This is a genomic window from Roseovarius ramblicola (assembly GCF_042430665.1).
Classification (GTDB): domain Bacteria; phylum Pseudomonadota; class Alphaproteobacteria; order Rhodobacterales; family Rhodobacteraceae; genus Roseovarius; species Roseovarius ramblicola.
In genome coordinates, this window is record NZ_JBHMEC010000008.1 from 112,020 (window position 1) to 129,728 (window position 17,709).

Consider the following 17,709-nt stretch of genomic DNA (forward strand, 5'->3'; position numbering starts at 1 on the left):
GCCATTTGCCTGCCTTCCCTCGGCGCGGAATCAAGGCCGAAGGCCGCCGCGCCATCGCATGTCCGCCCCCCGGACAGGCGATGTGGCTCAGCCAGCGCGCCGATTGCATGTTTTGCGGGTATGGAGGGATAAAGCGCTCTGAAGAGACCGTTGGCTCGCCTGCCCGCGGACATGCGATGGCGCGGCTCACCCCGAACATCCGCTTCAGGCCAGCACCGCACGCCGCGCTCAGCTAGCCTCTTCCACCGCGCCCACGAGCCGGGTCATCACCCGGTCGAGCACGCGCGCATCCACCGCCTCGGCCATAACGCGGATGAGCGGCTCGGTGCCGGACTCGCGGATCAGGAGCCGCCCGTCACCGCCGAGTTCGGCCTCTGCCTCGGCCACCGCACTCTGCACGATATCGGTCTTGAGCGGGGTCTTGCCCTCGGCGAAACGCACGTTGACAAGGCGCTGCGGCACCGGCTCGAACACCTGCGCCAACTCGCTCGCCGCCTGCCCGGTCTCGACCATCGCGGCGAGGAACTGCAACGCCCCGATCAGCCCGTCACCGGTGGTGGCGTAATCGGTCATCACGATATGGCCCGACTGCTCGCCACCGAGGTTGTGCCCGCCCGCGCGCATCGCCTCGACCACCTGACGGTCGCCCACCGGCGTGCGCTTGAGCGCGATCCCCTGCGCCGCGAGGTGCCGTTCGAGCCCGAGATTGGACATCACCGTCGCCACCAATGTGTCCCCCGCCAGCCGCCCCTCGCGCGCCCAGCGCGTCGCGATGAGTGCCATGAACTGATCGCCGTCGGCGACGCGGCCCTGCTCGTCGATGAGCACCACCCGGTCGGCATCGCCGTCGAGGCAGATACCGAGATCGGCGCGCGTCTCCAGCACCCTGCGCGCGGCGGCCTCGGGCCGGGTGGAGCCGCAGCCGAGGTTGATGTTGTAGCCGTCCGGCTCCACCCCCAGGGCGATCACCTCGGCCCCCAACTCCCACAGCACCTCGGGCGCGGTGCGATAGGCGGCCCCGTTGGCGCAGTCGACCACGACGCGCAGCCCGCCAAGGCGGCGGCGGCGGGGAAAGGTGGTCTTGGCATATTCCACATAGCGCCCGCGCGCATCTTCGACGCGCCGCGCCCTGCCGATATTTCCGGGGGCCGACAGGCTGACCCCCTCCTCAAGCAGGCCCTCGATCGCGCTCTCGGCCTCGTCACTGAGCTTGAACCCGTCGGGACCGAAGAGCTTGATGCCGTTGTCGTCCGCCGGGTTGTGACTGGCCGAGATCATCACGCCGACATCGGCGCGCAGGCTGTGCGTGAGATAGCCGATGGCGGGCGTCGGCACCGGCCCGAGGAGAAACACGTCCATCCCCGTCGAGGTGAATCCGGCCGTCAGCGCGTATTCCAGCATGTAGCCAGAGCGCCGCGTGTCCTTGCCGATCACCACGCGGTGTTCGTGCTTGTCGGTGCGGAAATAGCGCCCCGCCGCGGCCCCGAGCCGGAGTGCCATATCGGCGGTCATCGGCCACGAATTGGCCTGCCCGCGAACACCGTCGGTTCCGAATAGCCGCTTGCCCATGACCGCCCTCCCGAACACAACCCTGACGTGATCCGACGTCAGGCTGGCTTTAGCACGGGCGCGGTTACGCCCACAAGGCCGGTGCCTCCGCCCGGCAGCGCGCCGCCCGTGAGGTCAGCGCAGGACACCCCACAGATCGTACTCCCCCGCCTCGTCCACCTCGACGGTGACGATATCGCCGACCGACAGCCCCTCGGTGCCCTGGTCGATGAACAGGTTGCCGTCGATCTCCGGTGCGTCCGCCCTGGTGCGGGTCGTCGCGATGCCGTCCGCGTCGATATCGTCGACGATGACGTCGAGATGCTGGCCGACCCTGGCGGCCAGTTTCGCCTCCGAAATCGCCTGTGCCCTGGCCATGAACCGGTCCCAGCGGTCCTGCTTGACCTCCTCGGGCACATGGCCCGGCAGCGCGTTCGATCGCGCACCGGCGACGTTCTCGTATTTGAAACAGCCGACGCGGTCGAGTTGCGCCTCGTCCAGCCAATCCAGCAGCGTCTGGAATTCGCTCTCCGTCTCGCCCGGATAGCCGACGATGAATGTCGAGCGCAGGGCGATCTCCGGGCAGTCGCGGCGCCAGGCGGCGATCTCGTCCAGCGTCCTTGCCGCCGCCGCGGGCCGGGCCATGCGTTTGAGCGTGTCGGGATGGGCGTGCTGGAACGGGATGTCGAGATAGGGCAGCACCAGCCCCTCTGCCATCAGCGGGATGAGGTCGCGCACATGCGGGTAGGGGTAGACGTAATGCAGCCGGACCCACAAATCATTTCCGGCCCCCGCCCCGAGCGACCCCAGATCGCGCGCCAGATCGGTGATATGGGCGCGGTGGCCATTCGCCTCGGCGTGCTTGATATCGACACCATAGGCCGAGGTGTCCTGAGAGATCACCAGCAGTTCGCGCACGCCGCTTTCGACCAGCTTTTCGGCCTCGCGGATCACCGCATGGGCGGGCCGCGATTGCAGCTTTCCGCGCATGTCGGGGATGATGCAGAACTTGCACTTGTGGTTACAGCCCTCGGAAATCTTGAGGTAGCTGTAGTGGCGCGGGGTCAGGCGCACGCCCGAGGCGGGCAGCAGGTCGATGAACGGGTCGGGATCGGGCGGCACGGCGGCGTGCACGGCATCGAGCACCTGCTCGTATTGATGCGGGCCGGTCACGGCCAGCACCTTCGGATGCGCGCCGGTGATATACTCGGGCTCGGCCCCCAGACATCCCGTCACGATCACCCGGCCGTTCTCGGCCAGCGCCTCGCCGATGGCGTCAAGGCTCTCGGCCTTGGCGCTGTCGAGAAACCCGCAGGTATTGACGATCACCGCGTCGGCCCCGGTGTAATCGGCCGAGATGCCATAGCCCTCGGCGCGCAGCCGCGTGAGGATGCGCTCGGCATCCACCAGCGCCTTGGGACAGCCGAGGCTGACCATGCCGATGGCGGGCTGTCCACGGCGCGGTGTCTCTGTCAGCCGCGCGCGCGGCGCCAGATCGGGGCGAAGATCGGGAGGGTTCTGCGACATGGACCGCGATATAACGGTCAAGCCTGCGTGCGGGAAGGGCAAAAGCGGTTGCCCCCGCCCGCGCGACGGACCTAGTGTTGGGTCACGGTATGGAAGGAGGGCGTCATGCGGTGGATATTCCGGCTGATCGGGCTTGTCATCTTGGTCGCGGCGATCCTGATCGGCGCGCTGTTCTTTCTGCCGGGCGCGCGTATCGCCGCGATCGCCGCGGACCAGATCACCAGGGCCACGGGGCGCGAGGTGACGCTGTCGGGCGACACGCGGATCAGCCTCTATCCGGTACTCGGCGTGGCCACCGGGGCGGTCGAGATCGCCAATGCCGACTGGTCCGGCGCCGGGCCGATGCTCCGCGCCGACAGCCTCAAGATCGGGGTGAGGCCGGTGGCGCTGTTCGGCGGCGACATCCGCATCACCGGGCTGGAGATCGCCGCCCCCGAGATCCGGCTGGAGCGCGCCGCCGACGGACGTGTGAACTGGGAGTTGGGTGTCGATGGCGTCGCCCCCTCGGGGCAGGAGACGGACGGCAGCGCCCCGGCCACTTCGCAGCGGCTGGCGCTGACGCTCGACCGGGCGCTGGTGACGGGGGCGCGGCTCACCTACACCGATCACGCGGCGGGCACGGTGGAGGAACTGCGCGATCTCGACCTCGACCTGCGCTGGCCGGAATATGACGGAACGGCGGATTTCGAGGCCTCCTTTTCCCGTGGTGGCGGGCCGGTTTCGGTCACCGGGCGGGTCGAACAGGTGGGCCGGTTTCTCGACGGGGCGGTGACCGCGGTCGCCGCGACGCTGGAGACGGCGGGAGGCCAGGTGGCCTTTGACGGGCGCGCGGGCGTGCAGCCGCAGATGCAGGGGCGGCTCGGTCTCGACCTCGGCGATACCGGCGCGTTTCTGGGCAACCTCGGGATGGCCGGGGCCAGCCTCCCCGAGGGGATGGGGCAGGCCGTGAAGGCCGGGGCCACCGTCACGGTGACCGAGGCCATGAACCTGTCGGTTCGCGACCTGAACCTGCAGGTTGGCGGCAACACCCTCACCGGCGCGGCGGATGTCGCCCTGGCAGGCGACGTGCCACGCTTCAACGCACAGATCGCGGCGGGCGCGCTCGATCTGTCGCGCCTTGGCGGTGGCGACACGGCCAGGACCGATGCGGGCGGCGCCGCGGCGGGCTGGTCGCAGGCGCCCATCGACGCCGGGGCGCTGGCGCTGGCCAATGGCGAGATGGCGTTCACCGCCGACAGCATCGACCTGGGCGATCTGAAGCTTGGGCGCACCCGCACGCTGATGACGCTCGACAGGTCGCGCGCCGTGTTCGATCTGCGCGAGGTGCGCGGCTATGACGGCCTCGTGACCGGCGAGTTCGTGGTCAACAACCGCTCAGGGCTGTCGGTGGGCGGATCGCTGCGCGCCGAGGGGCTCGACATGGAGCGGTTTCTCACCGACGCCGCTGGAATCACACGATTTTCCACCAAGGCAGGCGGCACGCTGAATTTTCTCGGCATCGGCAATTCGACCGACGCGATCATGAAGAGCCTGAGCGGCGACGGGCGGTTCGAGACCGGACGCGGCGTGATCTCGGGGATCGACCTCGACCGGCTGATGCGCGCGGGCGATGTGACCGGCGGCACGACGATCTTCGACGCGATGAGCGCGAGTTTTACCATGGAAGGCGGCAACCTGCGCAACGACGACCTCGTGATGCGCCTGCCGCTCATCCGCGCCGAGGGCACGGGCCGCATCGGGCTGGGTGCGCGCGACATCGACTATCTGTTCACGCCGGTGCTGCTCGAGGGCGAGACATCGCGGGGTCTGGCGATTCCGGTGCGCATCCGTGGCCCGTGGGAGAGCCCGCGGATCGTGCCGGACCTTGAGAAGGCCATCGACATGAATCTCGACGCCGAGCGCGAAAAGGCCGAGGAGCGGCTCGAACAGGAGGTCAGGGACCGGCTCGACATCGCGCCCGAGGAGGGGCAGAACCTCGAGGACGCTGCGAAGGACAAGATCGAGGACCGTGCGAAACGCGAGCTTCGCAAGCTCTTCGAGTGAGGCGGACACAGGATTTGAGTATTTTTGCCAAGAAGACGCGGGGGCCGCGCGCATGAGCGAGGTCAGGGCGCAATACGAGGCCTACCCCTACCCCGAGCGCGACCCGGAGGATGAGCGCAAGCGGCTGATCACCGGCTCGCCCTCGCATGTGCTGGAGATCGACCATTTCATCTACGGCGGCGGGCGCGACTGGTCGCGGCCCCTGCGCGTGCTGGTGGCGGGGGGCGGCACCGGCGACGGGCTGATACAGGTGGCGCAGCAGATGGCCGACGCGGGGCGGGTGGCGGAGATCACCTACCTGGATTTGTCGGGGGCCGCGCGCCGGGTGGCCGAGGCGCGGGCGCGGGTGCGGGGCCTTGACGGTATCCGTTTTGTCACCGGCAGCCTGATGGAGGCCGCCGATCTGGGCGAATTCGATTATATCGACTGTTGCGGCGTGCTGCATCACCTGCCCGATCCGGCGGCGGGGTTTCGCGCGCTTCTGGCGGCACTGGCACCGGGGGGCGGCATGGGGTTCATGGTCTATGCACCCTATGGCCGGTCGGGCGTCTACCCGTTGCAGGAGGCGTTCGGACAGCTACTCAAAGGGCAGCCACCCGAGGCGCGGCTGAAAGCGGCGCGCAAGCTGGTGGCGGCGCTGCCCGAGGGGCACCCGTTTCGGTGCAACCCCAACCTCGGGGATCACAAGGACAGCGATGCGGGCTTCTACGACCTGCTGTTGCACAGTCAGGATCGCGCGTTCGACGTGAGCGCCCTGATCGCGATGCTGGAAGAAACCGGCTGGGCGCTGGCGGGATTCGCCATGCCCGCGCTCTATGACCTCGGCCGGATCACCGAGCCGCCCGGCCATCTGGGGCCGGTGGAGCGGATGGCGCTGGCCGAGAAGCTGACCGGCACGATCAAGACCCATGTGGGCTATGCGGTGCGCGCCACCGAAGCGCGCCGCCCGGCGAAGGGGAGCAAACCGGCACTGGTGCCGCATCTCAAGGGCGTGCGCGCCGGAGACCTCGCGCGCGCCTTGACACGGGGACAGCGCCCCGTGCTGCGCATGGGAGGGGTCGAGGCGCGGCCCGACCTGCCGCGCGGCGCTGCGCCGCTGATTGCCGCGGTGAACGGGCGGCGCAATCTGGCCGAGATCGGGCGGCAGGCCGGGATCGACCCGATCGCGTTTGCATCGCTCTGGGCCCCGGTGGAACGGCAACTGGCGGATCACGGCCTGCTGCTTTATTCGACGATCCTGCGGCGGGGCCGGGGCATGACAGGAGAGATCCCAAAATGACCGGCATGATCCTTGCCCAGAGCCTGGCGCGGCTAGGTACCGAATCGGCGTTTACCGTGCTGGCGCGCGCGCAGGCGCTGGCAGCCGGGGGCCGCGACATCGTCAATCTCGGCATCGGGCAGCCGGATTTTCCGACGCCGCCGCATATCGTGGAGGCAGGCGTCAGGGCGCTGCGCGATGGCCATCACGGCTATACCCCCGCCAACGGCATCCCGGCGCTGCGCGAGGCGGTGGCCGCAGACCTGCACGCGCGCCACGGGGCAGAGGTCGATCCCGGCTGCGTGGTGGTGGTACCGGGCGGCAAGCCCACCATGTTCTTTGCCGGGCTGATGTTCGGCGAACCGGGGGCCGAGATCATGTATCCCGATCCGGGCTTTCCGATCTACAAATCGGTGATCGACTACAGCGGCGCGCGCGCCGTGCCATATCCGCTGCACGAGGAAACCGGCTTTGCCTTCGATGCCGAAGCGGTGCTGGCGCGGATCACGCCCGCCACGCGGCTGATCATTCTCAACAGCCCCGCCAACCCCACCGGCGGCGTCACCCCGCGCGAGGAGGTGGACCGGCTGGTGGCGGGGCTGGCGGATCACCCGCAGGTGGCGGTGCTGTCGGACGAGATCTACAGCCGGATGCTCTATGGCGGGCGGGACCATGTCTCGCTCTTGCAGTACCCGGAGATCCGCGACCGGCTCATCCTGCTCGACGGCTGGTCCAAGACCTACGCGATGACCGGCTGGCGGCTGGGCTATGCGGTCTGGCCCGAGAGCCTCGTACCCCATGTCACGCGGCTCTGCATCAATGATCATTCCTGCGTCAACGCCGCCGCGCAGCATGCCGGGATCGCCGCGCTGACCGGGCCGCAGGACGCGGTGGACGGGATGATGCGCGCCTTTGACGCGCGACGTCGGGTGATCGTGTCGCGGCTGAATGCGCTGCCGGGGGTGCGCTGCACCGATCCGGGCGGGGCGTTCTATGCCTTTGCCAATATCCAAGGCACGGGAATGAGCGCGGGCGAGGCGCAGGACCGGTTTCTCGAAGAGGCAGGAGTGGCGGCGATCGCGGGCACGTCCTTTGGTGTGGAGGGCGCGGGATTCCTGCGGTTTTCATATGCCAATTCGATCGAGGCCATCGAGGAGGCAATGACGCGCATCGGCGCGCTGCTCTGAGGGCGGGCCGCCTCAGACCTCGGGAAGCGCGTCGCGCCGGATCATGGTGCGCAGGGCAAAGCTGGTGCGCATGGCGCGGATGCCGGGTGTCTGCATCAGCCCGTCCTCGAGAAACCGGTCGAAGGCCGCGAGATCGGCGGCCACCACGCGGATCAGCACGTCGCGCGTGCCGGTCATGAGGTAGCATTCCATGACCTCGTCGAACTGACGCAGCCGGGCCTCGAAGGTGCGGATCGCGTCGCGGCTGTGCTGGTCGAGCTCGACGAAGACAAAGGCGTTGAGCGGCAGGCCGAGCCGGTCCTGATCGACGCGGGCCCCGTAGCCGGTGATGACGCCCTCGTTCTCGAGCCGGGCGATGCGCCGCGCGAGCGGGGTCGGCGACAGCCCCACCTCTGCCGAGAGGTCGGCAAGCTTGCGCCGCCCGTCGCGTTGCAGGGCGGACATGATCTTGTGGTCAATCCGGTCCATTTTCACCAAGATCGCGACCCGTCGAGGTTGAGGTTTCCCTGCGCGTCGACCACTTCCACACGCGCGCCAAAGAGACCAATGGTGTCGGTTGCTGTCGTGCAGCCGGTCATGCGCTTCTCGCATTCAGCACCGGTGCCAATGCGCTGCTGTAGCTTTCGATCTGCTCGTTCATCCAGTCCATGATCGGTGCCCAATCCGCCGCCTCGTGGCCGTTGGAAAAGTTCTTGGCGAGAAAATGCTTGCCGCGCCCGGAAGGTCCGAACGCGGTGCCGAGCTGAGACTCCAGCCTTTCTCTGTCAGGGCCCAATAGGTCCGCGACAGGCTCCGAGGGCTCGCCCCAGCCACTGCGCAGGTAAATCCCGCTCTCGTTCCGGCCGATCCAGACCGATAGGTTGATATACGGCGCATCGTGCACCTGAGTGTAATTGTTGGGATAGCGCCAGACGCGAAACCCCGCCTCGGCCAACGCCGGGTGGCGGGTCATGAAATCCTGCCAGAACCTTTCCTTGATGTCATAATAGGCTGCTCCGTCTCCGGTGGCCTTCTGCTTAATCTCGCGCTCCCAATCGTTGGGCTTCTCGACCACCTCGAAGATCGGCGCGTAGGGGCTTTTGCCGATGCGCACCACACGCGCCTTGACGGCGAAAAAGGAAAACCCGTCAGCAGTGTGTTTATTAAGCCAGCGAATAGCCGAAAGGTGCGGCTCGCGAAACGCGGGGGCGATCCATATGACCGTCTGCGCCTCCAACCCGGCAAGGTAGGTCATGATCTGGCCAAGGTGGGTGTGGTCCGTCATCTCCAACTGGTTTTCGATCAAAACGATGCTGTCATCCATCGGATTGCGGGCGAGGATATCGGCGCTAAAGGTTTCAACGGCGACCTCGGTGCCGGTGATTTCGAGCGTTATGCCGATGACGTCGGACAGGTGGTCGATGTTCTGCGCAAGCCACGGGGTAAACTCCTGCGCTTCATTCGACCACGCTTCGCGGAGCGGCAGGTCGACAAGGCGGTCGAACTGAATGTCGGTCATGCAACCTCTCCTTTCGTCGGCCCCTCCGTCCATCAGCACGGTGGACGCCGAGATCAGTTTAGGGCCAAAAATCCTGTTGTCGGCACGAATAATGCGGATCATCTCCAAAACGTGCGGTTTTGTGAGCGGCAATTGGCGTTTTTTCGCGCGTGCGCGAGCTTACCTTGCAGTCGAGGAGGATTCCACCATGCTGACACGTCTTTCCATTTCTTCGCACGAAGAGGTTTACCGCGTCGAGGATGCCGGGACCGGGCTGCGCGGCTTTATCGCGCTGCATTCCACCCGGCTTGGCCCGGCGGCGGGGGGGCTCAGGATGCGCGTCTACGAGAGCGACGACGCGGCGCTCGCCGATGTGCTCAACCTGTCGCGGGGAATGAGCTACAAGAACGCCGCCGCCGGGCTGCCGCTGGGCGGTGGCAAGGCGGTGATCATGGGCGATCCGGCGGCGGACAAGACGCCCGCCCTGTTGCGCGCGATGGGGCGCGCCATCGACGCGCTCGGGGGCCGCTACTGGACCGCCGAGGACATGGGCATGAGCCCCGAGGACATGGCCGAGATCGCGCGCGCGACGCGCTATGTCGCCGGGCGCGACCAGGGGCAGCACGCCAGCGGCGATCCGTCGCCGGTCACGGCGGGCGGCGTGGTGGCGGCGATGCGCGCGGGGGCGGCAAAGGTCTGGGGGATCGACGACCTGGCCGGGCGGCATGTGGCGGTGCAGGGGCTGGGGCATGTCGGCTGGCACCTGTGCCGCATCCTGCACGAGGCGGGCGCGCGGCTGAGCGTGGCGGATATGGACGCCGCGCGGGTCGCGACCACGGCACGGGAATTCGGCGCCGAGGCGGTGGAGCCGGACACGATCCTTGCCACCGAGGCCGACATTGTCGCCCCATGCGCCATCGGCGGGGTGCTGAACGCGGACACGATCCCGGAGATGCGCGCGCGCATGATCTGCGGCGCGGCCAACAACCAGCTTGCGACGCCGCAGGACGCCGACCGTCTGCACGCGCGCGGTATCCTCTACCTGCCCGATTACGTGGCCAATGGCGGCGGCATCATCAACGTCTCTGCCGAGATCCTGCATGTCGGGGATCGCGCGGCGTGGGTGGAGGAGCGTCTCGGCGCGGTACGTAAACGTATGGATGACATCCTGACACGCGCCGCGGGCGAGGACATCAGCCCGGCCGCGATCGCGGACCGGATGGTGGAAGAGGCGCTTCTGGCCCGGGCGGTGTGAGGACCCGCGAATTGAGCCGCGCGCACGGCCCTGCTACGCTCGGACCGATTCCGGCCGGAGGTTTCGCCATGCGCCCTGCCCTTCTCATTGTCCTGATGACCGCCATGGGAGGGCCGCCCGCGGCCGCAGAAACACGGCTCGGCCCGGGCGTGAGCCTTGCGCATGGCAGCTATAGCACCGGCGGCGGCATGACCGTCGCCACCGAGTTGCGGCGCACGGCCGAGGGCAAAACCGCGCTGTGCGGTGCCTGGGCCGAAAGCGGCAGCCAAAGCGTCTACACCAAGGGAGCGTCCCGCAGCATCCTGTCCGATGCGAGCGTTTATTCGGGTGGGACGCGGCTCCTCTCCGGTCTCGGCTTGCTGCCGAAGATTGCGCCACGGCTCGATTATGCCGGGGTGCGGGCGCGCTGCATCGCGCTCGACCTGCCGTGGCGCGCTGGCCGCGTGCCCGAGGTTTTCCTGCCGCGACAGGTGATCTCGCCGGGTACGCACGACGACGGCGGCCATGCGGTGCGCTTTCAACAGAGCGGCCCCGGGGCACTTGGCGGCTCGCTGGAGATCATCCCGGTCCTGCGCCGCCAGAGCGGCCTCGTGCGCCTGTCCTCCGGCGCGGTGGTCGCCGGTGGCCACTACACTGGCGGCGGCGGGCTGCGCGTGGCTGCAGAGATCGTGCCGGTGAGCGGGCGCGCGCATCTGTGCGGCGCGTGGTCCGACCTGCCCGGACAGGTGCCGCAGACCGAGGGCGTCGGCCGCGCGCTGCTGCACGGTGCAAACGTCACGCTCGGCGCGCACAGGCTCGATATCGACGCCGGAGACCTGCGCCGGGTCCGGGCGCGGCACGACTACACCGGCACCCATGCCAATTGCCTCGATACCGGGCTGGACTGGCACCCGGCGCTGGCGCGCGAGACGCTGCGCCTGCACCTGCCTGCGCGGGTGGTCTATCGCAGCACCACGCCCGAGGGCACGCGGGTGATCCGCTTCGTGCCGTCTTCGGGGTAGGACGGGCTTCAGCCCATGCGCCGCCCGGGAGGCTCGAACGGCAGGAACTCGACCGCCGACTGGCGCACCGGCGCAGGGTAAAGCTTCATCAGGTCTAGCACCTCCTGCGGCAGGCCGACGGTCACGGCAAGGCCGAGCGAGGTGGCCTCGTCGGGGGTGAGTGCGTAATCATGCGTCCATGTCCCCGAGGCCAATGTGTCGGCCAGCGCCTCGGCCGTGTCCTGCGCGATTCGCGGCGTCATGATCTCGACCGCGCCGCGCTTGACCTGCGCCGTGGCCTTTTCGCTGACATCGGCAAGCACGAGAGCGAGGTCCGAGACATGCTCGACCGGCTTGGCATCGCGCGCGGCGAGGATAGAGGCGGCGGAAATGCCCATGATCTGCGGGTCGATGGGGCCCAGCATCGAGAATTCACCCATCACGATCTCGTCGGCGGCCAGCGCGATGAGCGTGCCGCCCGACATGGCGTAGATCGGCACGAAAACGGTCACCTTTGCCGGGTGTGCCTCGACCGCGCGGGCAATCTGCATGGCCGCGAGCACCAGCCCACCCGGCGTGTGCAGCACGAGGTCGATGGGCGTGTCGCGCGGCGTCGCCTTGATCGCCGAGATGATGGATTGCGCATCCTCCAGCCCGATCATGTTGGACATGTTCATTCCGAACAGGCTGCGCCGCTCCTGCCGGTGAATCATGGTGATGACGCGGCTCTTGCGGCGCCGTTCGATCGAGCGGATCGCCTGCGCGCGGCGCAGCGCGAACACCCTGCCGGTCAGAAACGGTTGCAGGACAATCACCAGGAAGGCGAGAAAGATGAGATTGGAGAAGGAGAAATCCATCGCGCTCGCTTTTCGCTGGGGTCCGGCCCCGGAACCATCGCAGCCCGCGTGGCGGATGTGAATTGAAAAATCCGGCCACATGCGGCATTCACGCGGCAACAAGAAACGAGGCACCGGGCAATGAAACCCCTGATTCTCCTTGGGCTCATCCTTGGCCTTTCGGCCTGCGGCGGGCCGGATCGCTTCGGCGGCGGTGGCGGCAGGCCGGTGGCGTCCGGTCCGATTTCGGATGCCTGTCTCGCGTCCGGCCGCAAGGCACGCTCGCCCGCGCTTTGCGGCTGCATCCAGGCGGTGGCCAATGACACGCTGAACGGTGCCGATCAGCGCCGCGCCGTCGGCTTCTACCGCGACCTCCAGTCGGCGCAGGACATGCGGCAATCGGACCGCCGACGCGACCAGCGATTCTGGGAGGTCTATACCGCCTATGCGGAACGCGCCGAGCGCGTCTGCCGGTGATCCGCGGGCATGGGCACGCGGCCCGGGCAGGTCACGCCGCGGCGAGCAGCAGGAGCGGCAGCAAGGCCAGGCCGAGAAATCCGAGGCCGCCCCCGTCGCCGCCATCACCGCCTGCGGAGATATCCTCTTCAGGGGGCATGGGTGGCTCTTCCGGGTCGGTGGGCAATTCGGGCAGGGGAAAGTCGCCATCGTCCTCGTCGGGTGGCGGGGTCTCTTCATCCGGTACCTGCGTCCCCGCGGCTGCCAGAACGTCCCCGGTGTAGACCGGATCGAACATCTCAACCATCAATATCTCGTAAGGGGCAATATCGGCCGTCAGGACGCCGTCCTCGAACAGTGCGTCGACATCCTCCGAAACCACTTCCGGTGTCGCGACGGAGCTGGTCGGGTCCTCTCCCTCGGCCACGCCCAGCCGGGTGATGAACACGTCCCCCGGGTCGCTGACGAGGTTGTTGAAATCGACTACCTCTTCATTCGCGGGGCCACCGTTCGATGCGAGAAACGTCACAAGACGGTCTTCGGCGAAGAACGTGTGAACATCCGCCGTCTCGCCCTCGATTTCTGTTTCGCGGCCTTCGCTGCCGTCGAACGTCAGGACCCGGGTGCCGGGCAGGGTTTCTTTCATCAGGCGAAACATCTCGCCCGGCACGCGCAGTTCGCCGTCGGATTCATTTGCAAGGCTTGTTCGCGCGTTGAGATGCACTGGCCAGGCGTGTGCGGCATCGACCCCGGCCCAATCGAACGCCTCGACGACATTGAGCATCTCGTGCGCCTGTTTGAGCCCGAATTCCTCGTCGCGGGTGTCGTTCACGGTGCGTTTGAGGTTCCATTCGGTGACATAGGTCTTGAGTTCGGGCATCTCCTGAAGCCAAGTGTCGTCGATCTGCGAGAGTTCGAAATAGCGGCTGTTGGGAACATCCTCGCCCCTCGAATAGATGTGCGCGATGACACCGTCGATGCTCGCCTGTTCATCGGGCGTGTCGAATTCGTTGACTATGATCGCGTTGTTGACCTTTGCCCACGCGACTTCGCCGGAGCCATAGATGAAGTCCTCTTCCGCGAGGTTGAGCCCGTAGGTCTCGTTGACTGCGGCAAGTTGTTCCTGCGAGGTCCCCTCGAATCGGTCGCTCAGGCTCGAAAAGCCGTAATTCAATCCCATCTGCACGAGGATATCGGTCTCGGCAAATGCCGTCGCGTTGACATTGCTGGTCATCTCGTCGTCGATGATGCGGGCCATCTCGTTGGAGACACGGGCGTACTCGATGGCATTCATCTCGCCGCTGTTCCAGTATTCATTGCCCAGTTCGAACGCCTGAATCGCGGGTGTCGGCCCGAATGTCCCGTCCGCTATCCCACTGATGAACTCGCGCAGTTTGGGCTCATCGACATTGGCGAGACGGTCGCCATTGTCATCGGTTTCCTCACCGATGAAGATTCGCGTCGGGATCACCATGCTGACAGCGATCCCCTCTGCATGGGCATAACTGAACATCTCGTCCAGCGGCAGGATATCGAATTCCTCACCGGTGTTACGGTCAATGACCGTTTCGTCATTTGGCGTCGCAATGCAAAAGCAGTTTTCCGTGAGCGACCCACCCGGGTAGCGCGCGAAATCGATGTTGAGCGTGGCGAACGTCTCGTCGGTGGTGCCCTCGTCGCCGAACCGATCATCAAGCGCCAAGACGTTGCCGCCGAAATGTGCCGTAGTGTAGGTATTTTGGGAAACATCTTGAGCAAAAAGGACAAAAGTCATCGCACGCTCTCCAAACGATCAGACACATCTGATCGAACTTGCACGCTTACAGACAAGACAACGTCGCCAGACCTAAAGACTTTAAGGGAGCGTTACCCTCACCGCCGATCTTGCTTTTTCCGAACTTGGCATCTCAATGCGAAAGGCCCCGCGCCGCCAAATATCCCGGCGGTCCAGGTTTTCTGCCCGCTCCATCCCAATGACGCGATGCCCGCTTCAGCGCATCGTGGCCACCCGTTTGGCACGACCAAGGAAAAATCGCCTATAAGTAGTATAACTCAACCAGGAGAAGAATAAAAAACCTTTGTGGACTCATATTTGGATATATGCTTCCTGTGCCGCGTTCCCCGACCTCAGACCTTGAGCCGGTAGCCCCGCGCGAGCATCAGCCAGGCCAGCAGACATATGGCAACGGTCGCGACGGTACCGACAGCGAGGCCCAGCATCGGCGCGCTGTCGGAAACGCCGATCATGCCGTAGCGCGCGCCGTCGATAAGGTAGAACACCGGGTTGACGTGGCTGATGGCATAGAGCCCCGGTGGCAACGCCTCGACCGAGTAGAACGTACCCGATAGGAACGCGAGCGGCGTGACGACGAAATTGGTGATCGCCGCCATCTGGTCGAACTTGTTGGCGAAGATGCCCGCGACGATGCCTGCCCCGCTCATGAACGCGGCCCCGAGCGTCACGAAGGCCAGCGCGAGCAGCGGATGCGCCGGAACGATGCCGAGCACGAGGAACAGCCCTGCGCCGATCGCCAGCGCCACCAGCAGGCCGCGCCCGACACCGCCGGCGAGGTAGCCCAGCACCAGCTCGCCGCCCGAGAGCGGCGGCATCAGGGTATCGACGATATTACCCTGCACCTTGGAGATCACGATCGAGGAAGAGGTGTTGGCGAACGCGTTCTGGATCACGGTCATCATCAGGATACCCGGCGCGATGAAGGTGGTGAAATCCACCCCCATCACGTCGCCCCTGCGCGGCCCGATGGCGATGGAAAAGATCATCATGAACAGCCCCGCCGTGATCAGCGGCGCGAGCAGGGTCTGCGTCCACACGGCGAGGAAGCGGCGATTCTCGCGTTCGGCCAGCGTGAGCAGACCCAGCCAGTTGACCCGCCCGAAGCGCCGCGCGCCCATCGGCATCGAGGCGGAGGGGGAGGGATCGGTCATGGGGGGCTCCTGTCTGCGTTGCGCGTTGCGATTCGATGCCTTGTAACTCATCGTCGAGTGATTAGAATAGGAGGCCGGTCGAGATGACAAGGCGGCGGGCGGGAAATGCCTTGGCCGCCTTTCAATGCAAGGGAAGCCCCGAATGTCGTGGAGCGATGAGCGCGTCGAGCTGTTGAAGAGGTTGTGGGGCGAGGGCCAGTCGGCCAGCCAGATCGCCAAGGAGCTTGGCGGTGTGACCCGCAATGCCGTGATCGGCAAGGTCCACCGGCTCGGGCTGTCCAATCGCAACGGCTCGGCCCCGGCGGCCAATGCCGCACCCGCCGCGCCCGAGGCCGAGGCTCCGAAACCGACGGACAAGCCTGCGCCGAAGCCGGCCGCCAAGCCCGCCGCTCCCGCCGAGACAGTGGCATCCGGCGAAACCGCCGGAGCGGACAGCCCGGCGTCCGCCGCGCCCGTGCGCGTCAAGGCGATCATCCCGGCGGGCCAGCCGCTGCCGCCGCAGCCCTCGGCCAACGAAATCGACCCCGAGGCGCTCGCCAAGGTGAGCGAGGTCGAGAAGAAGGCCAAGCGGCTGTCGCTGATGGAACTGACCGAGCGGACCTGCAAATGGCCCGTGGGCGACCCGGCGACCGAGGATTTCTGGTTCTGCGGCCTGCCCGTGCAAACCGGCAAGCCCTATTGCGAGGCGCATGTGGGCGTCGCCTTCCAGCCGATGTCGAGCCGCCGCGACCGCAAGCGCTGAGCCTTATGGCCTGCGCGGCAGCCCCGTTCCGATCATGGAATCGCGCGTGACCAGCGCGGCGAGTTGCCGCTCGTCCAGCCCCTCGGTGCCGTCGGGGCGGGCGGGCAGGACGATATAGCGCATGTCGGCGGTGCTGTCATGCACGCGCACCGTCACATGATCGGGCAGGTCGAGGCCAAACTCGCGCAGTACGGCGCGCGGTTCGCGCACGGCGCGGCTGCGATAGGCGCGGGTCTTGTACCAGTCGGGCGGCAGGCCCAGCAGGTTGCGCGGATAGCACGAGCAAAGCGTGCAGACGATGAGATTGTGCGTATCCTCGGTGTTCTCCACCGCGATCAGGTTGAGCGGCCCGATGTCGAACCCCATCTCGCGGCTCGCCTCCGAGGCATCGTCCAGCAGCCGCGCCCTGAACGCCGGATCGGTCCACGCCCGCGCCACCACCGCCGCGCCGTTGGCGGGGCTGCGGGCATCCATCGCCCCGATCTGCGCGGCGATTTCGGCGAGGGTCAGGTGACCCTTTTCCACCAGCAACTCGCGCACCGCGGTCTCCATCCGTTGCCAGTAGCTGAGCGGTGTGTCGTTGTCGGTGCGGTAGGGGTGGCCCGAGGGGCTCATCCCCTCGTGGTGAAAATGGTCGTGATGGTCATGGGGCATGGGCATCCAGCCTTTCCAGCCAGTGGCCGTAGATCTCGGCGTCGAGCGTGTCGTCGGGGTTTTCCGCCGCCTCGCCCCAGATTTCGGACATGGTGAAGCGCACACGGTAGAGCGGCTTGCCATCGGCGGCGAGGCCATAGGCCAGTTGCTCGGGGTTGGAAAAGGTGCCCAACGGGCGCTCGATCACGCCCTGCTTGCCGCGCAGGTACCACGGCGCGCGCACATGACCCGGCGGGTTGAGCGCCTTGACGCGCACCCGCTCAGCCATCGCCCTGCGCCTCGCCATAGGTGGGCCCACGCGCGGCGATCTCGTCCATGCGCGCGGCCAGTTCTTCGATACTGTAGGCCCCGGCCTCGATCAGGTTCTGGTTCACCGCGGCGATCCAGCGTTCGTAGTAGCTGTATTTCTCGAACGCGTCCTCGCCCATGTCCTCGAGCGCGCGACGCAACCCATCGACGGTAAAGAGCCCCTTCTGCCCGCAAAGCACCATCAGCGCATCCACGCGCTTTTCCCAGAGCGCGAAATCATGGCCCTCCATCGGCACAGGCCCCGCGTCCTGCCCGCCCATGTCGTGCCAGCGTCGTCCATCGGTATCGGTCATGGCCCGAGACTAGGCAGGGCCGCGCACCCTGTCCAGAGCGCATGAAAGCCTTGACCGTCGCCTGCGGCGTGGTAGCAGGTGATCAGGTCGGGCCTGTAGCTCAATCGGTTAGAGCAGGGCGCTCATAACGCCTTGGTTGGGGGTTCGAGTCCCTCCGGGCCTACCAGTCCATCCCATTGAAATCAAATAATACCCTTG

General features: G+C 66.7%; 17 protein-coding genes and 1 tRNA gene. 8 read left to right on the forward strand and 10 right to left on the reverse strand.

From position 1 onward, the window contains the following. Nucleotides 1–228: 228 nt before the first annotated feature. Both glmM and rimO read right to left on the reverse strand, forming a co-directional pair. Nucleotides 229–1,569, reverse strand: coding sequence for a phosphoglucosamine mutase (gene glmM / locus ACFFU4_RS04075; RefSeq protein WP_377067319.1), 1,341 nt, complete (start codon nt 1,567–1,569; stop codon nt 229–231). Nucleotides 1,570–1,683: 114 nt separating this feature from the next. Then, the gene (rimO, locus tag ACFFU4_RS04080; protein WP_377067321.1) at nt 1,684–3,075 is read right to left on the reverse strand and encodes a 30S ribosomal protein S12 methylthiotransferase RimO; all 1,392 of its coding nucleotides are present in this window, start codon (nt 3,073–3,075) and stop codon (nt 1,684–1,686) included. Between the two features lie 105 nt (nt 3,076–3,180). On the opposite strand from rimO, the gene ACFFU4_RS04085 reads away from it, so the two are divergent. The 3 genes from ACFFU4_RS04085 to ACFFU4_RS04095 are packed head-to-tail and all read left to right on the forward strand — an operon-like array spanning nt 3,181 to nt 7,563. After that, nucleotides 3,181–5,118 carry an AsmA family protein gene (locus ACFFU4_RS04085; protein WP_377067323.1) on the forward strand — a complete coding sequence of 646 codons (1,938 nt, stop codon included), beginning with the start codon at nt 3,181–3,183 and terminating at the stop codon, nt 5,116–5,118. 52 nt (nt 5,119–5,170) lie between these two features. Continuing rightward, entirely contained in the window at nt 5,171–6,397 is a 1,227-nt protein-coding gene (locus tag ACFFU4_RS04090; RefSeq protein ID WP_377067325.1) for a class I SAM-dependent methyltransferase, read from the forward strand. Then, complete coding sequence (locus tag ACFFU4_RS04095; protein WP_377067327.1) at nt 6,394–7,563, forward strand: pyridoxal phosphate-dependent aminotransferase; 1,170 nt, start codon at nt 6,394–6,396, stop codon at nt 7,561–7,563. The genes ACFFU4_RS04090 and ACFFU4_RS04095 overlap by 4 nt, the downstream gene beginning before the upstream one ends. 12 nt (nt 7,564–7,575) lie before the next feature. Here the strand turns inward: ACFFU4_RS04095 and ACFFU4_RS04100 are convergent, their stop codons facing one another. Both ACFFU4_RS04100 and ACFFU4_RS04105 read right to left on the reverse strand, forming a co-directional pair. Next, nucleotides 7,576–8,031, reverse strand: coding sequence for an Lrp/AsnC family transcriptional regulator (locus ACFFU4_RS04100; protein WP_377067329.1), 456 nt, complete (start codon nt 8,029–8,031; stop codon nt 7,576–7,578). A gap of 106 nt (nt 8,032–8,137) precedes the next feature. Further along, nucleotides 8,138–9,061, reverse strand: a complete 924-nt coding sequence (locus ACFFU4_RS04105) for a hypothetical protein (protein WP_377067331.1) — start codon at nt 9,059–9,061, stop codon at nt 8,138–8,140. 187 nt (nt 9,062–9,248) lie between these two features. On the opposite strand from ACFFU4_RS04105, the gene ACFFU4_RS04110 reads away from it, so the two are divergent. Together ACFFU4_RS04110 and ACFFU4_RS04115 are read left to right on the forward strand one after the other, a co-directional pair. Further along, a complete protein-coding gene (locus ACFFU4_RS04110) occupies nt 9,249–10,295 on the forward strand; it encodes a Glu/Leu/Phe/Val family dehydrogenase (RefSeq protein ID WP_377067333.1) in 1,047 nt (348 codons plus the stop codon). Nucleotides 10,296–10,363: 68 nt separating this feature from the next. After that, entirely contained in the window at nt 10,364–11,296 is a 933-nt protein-coding gene (locus ACFFU4_RS04115) for an orotidine 5-phosphate decarboxylase (RefSeq protein WP_377067335.1), read from the forward strand. A gap of 8 nt (nt 11,297–11,304) precedes the next feature. Here the strand turns inward: ACFFU4_RS04115 and ACFFU4_RS04120 are convergent, their stop codons facing one another. After that, nucleotides 11,305–12,132, reverse strand: a complete 828-nt coding sequence (locus ACFFU4_RS04120) for an SDH family Clp fold serine proteinase (RefSeq protein WP_377067337.1) — start codon at nt 12,130–12,132, stop codon at nt 11,305–11,307. Between the two features lie 120 nt (nt 12,133–12,252). Here ACFFU4_RS04120 and ACFFU4_RS04125 point away from each other — a divergent pair, with 120 nt between their 5' ends. After that, nucleotides 12,253–12,588, forward strand: coding sequence for a hypothetical protein (locus tag ACFFU4_RS04125; protein WP_377067339.1), 336 nt, complete (start codon nt 12,253–12,255; stop codon nt 12,586–12,588). Nucleotides 12,589–12,619: 31 nt separating this feature from the next. Here ACFFU4_RS04125 and ACFFU4_RS04130 read toward each other — a convergent pair whose 3' ends face one another. Beyond that, on the reverse strand, nt 12,620–14,341 hold the full coding sequence (locus ACFFU4_RS04130) for a type I secretion protein (RefSeq protein WP_377067341.1): 1,722 nt from the start codon (nt 14,339–14,341) through the stop codon (nt 12,620–12,622). 353 nt (nt 14,342–14,694) lie between these two features. Next, nucleotides 14,695–15,513, reverse strand: coding sequence for an ABC transporter permease (locus ACFFU4_RS04135; protein ID WP_377067343.1), 819 nt, complete (start codon nt 15,511–15,513; stop codon nt 14,695–14,697). A gap of 142 nt (nt 15,514–15,655) precedes the next feature. Between ACFFU4_RS04135 and ACFFU4_RS04140 the strand changes: the two genes are divergently transcribed. Continuing rightward, nucleotides 15,656–16,255, forward strand: coding sequence for a GcrA family cell cycle regulator (locus ACFFU4_RS04140; protein ID WP_377067345.1), 600 nt, complete (start codon nt 15,656–15,658; stop codon nt 16,253–16,255). 3 nt (nt 16,256–16,258) lie between these two features. On the opposite strand, the gene nthA is transcribed toward ACFFU4_RS04140, so the two are convergent. The 3 genes from nthA to ACFFU4_RS04155 are packed head-to-tail and all read right to left on the reverse strand — an operon-like array spanning nt 16,259 to nt 17,511. Further along, complete coding sequence (nthA, locus tag ACFFU4_RS04145; protein ID WP_377067813.1) at nt 16,259–16,909, reverse strand: nitrile hydratase subunit alpha; 651 nt, start codon at nt 16,907–16,909, stop codon at nt 16,259–16,261. Continuing rightward, complete coding sequence (locus ACFFU4_RS04150; RefSeq protein WP_377067347.1) at nt 16,899–17,177, reverse strand: SH3-like domain-containing protein; 279 nt, start codon at nt 17,175–17,177, stop codon at nt 16,899–16,901. Before ACFFU4_RS04150 ends, nthA begins: the two co-directional genes overlap by 11 nt. Next, entirely contained in the window at nt 17,170–17,511 is a 342-nt protein-coding gene (locus tag ACFFU4_RS04155; protein WP_377067349.1) for a ScnB-like protein, read from the reverse strand. The genes ACFFU4_RS04150 and ACFFU4_RS04155 overlap by 8 nt, the downstream gene beginning before the upstream one ends. 89 nt (nt 17,512–17,600) lie before the next feature. On the opposite strand from ACFFU4_RS04155, the gene ACFFU4_RS04160 reads away from it, so the two are divergent. After that, nucleotides 17,601–17,677, forward strand: a tRNA-Ile gene (locus ACFFU4_RS04160). Nucleotides 17,678–17,709 lie beyond the last annotated feature (32 nt).

Bases quoted from the DNA above. Each gene is read 5' to 3' on its own strand.
- ACFFU4_RS04150 (WP_377067347.1), bottom strand. From the start codon at position 17,177: ATGGCTGAGCGGGTGCGCGTCAAGGCGCTCAACCCGCCGGGTCATGTG.
- rimO (WP_377067321.1), bottom strand. From the start codon at position 3,075: ATGTCGCAGAACCCTCCCGATCTTCGCCCCGATCTGGCGCCGCGCGCG.
- nthA (WP_377067813.1), bottom strand. From the start codon at position 16,909: ATGCCCCATGACCATCACGACCATTTTCACCACGAGGGGATGAGCCCC.
- ACFFU4_RS04100 (WP_377067329.1), bottom strand. From the start codon at position 8,031: ATGGACCGGATTGACCACAAGATCATGTCCGCCCTGCAACGCGACGGG.
- ACFFU4_RS04135 (WP_377067343.1), bottom strand. From the start codon at position 15,513: ATGACCGATCCCTCCCCCTCCGCCTCGATGCCGATGGGCGCGCGGCGC.
- glmM (WP_377067319.1), bottom strand. From the start codon at position 1,569: ATGGGCAAGCGGCTATTCGGAACCGACGGTGTTCGCGGGCAGGCCAAT.
- ACFFU4_RS04105 (WP_377067331.1), bottom strand. From the start codon at position 9,061: ATGACCGACATTCAGTTCGACCGCCTTGTCGACCTGCCGCTCCGCGAA.
- ACFFU4_RS04110 (WP_377067333.1), top strand. From the start codon at position 9,249: ATGCTGACACGTCTTTCCATTTCTTCGCACGAAGAGGTTTACCGCGTC.
- ACFFU4_RS04125 (WP_377067339.1), top strand. From the start codon at position 12,253: ATGAAACCCCTGATTCTCCTTGGGCTCATCCTTGGCCTTTCGGCCTGC.
- ACFFU4_RS04115 (WP_377067335.1), top strand. From the start codon at position 10,364: ATGCGCCCTGCCCTTCTCATTGTCCTGATGACCGCCATGGGAGGGCCG.
- ACFFU4_RS04085 (WP_377067323.1), top strand. From the start codon at position 3,181: ATGCGGTGGATATTCCGGCTGATCGGGCTTGTCATCTTGGTCGCGGCG.
- ACFFU4_RS04140 (WP_377067345.1), top strand. From the start codon at position 15,656: ATGTCGTGGAGCGATGAGCGCGTCGAGCTGTTGAAGAGGTTGTGGGGC.
- ACFFU4_RS04155 (WP_377067349.1), bottom strand. From the start codon at position 17,511: ATGACCGATACCGATGGACGACGCTGGCACGACATGGGCGGGCAGGAC.
- ACFFU4_RS04095 (WP_377067327.1), top strand. From the start codon at position 6,394: ATGACCGGCATGATCCTTGCCCAGAGCCTGGCGCGGCTAGGTACCGAA.
- ACFFU4_RS04090 (WP_377067325.1), top strand. From the start codon at position 5,171: ATGAGCGAGGTCAGGGCGCAATACGAGGCCTACCCCTACCCCGAGCGC.
- ACFFU4_RS04120 (WP_377067337.1), bottom strand. From the start codon at position 12,132: ATGGATTTCTCCTTCTCCAATCTCATCTTTCTCGCCTTCCTGGTGATT.
- ACFFU4_RS04130 (WP_377067341.1), bottom strand. From the start codon at position 14,341: ATGACTTTTGTCCTTTTTGCTCAAGATGTTTCCCAAAATACCTACACT.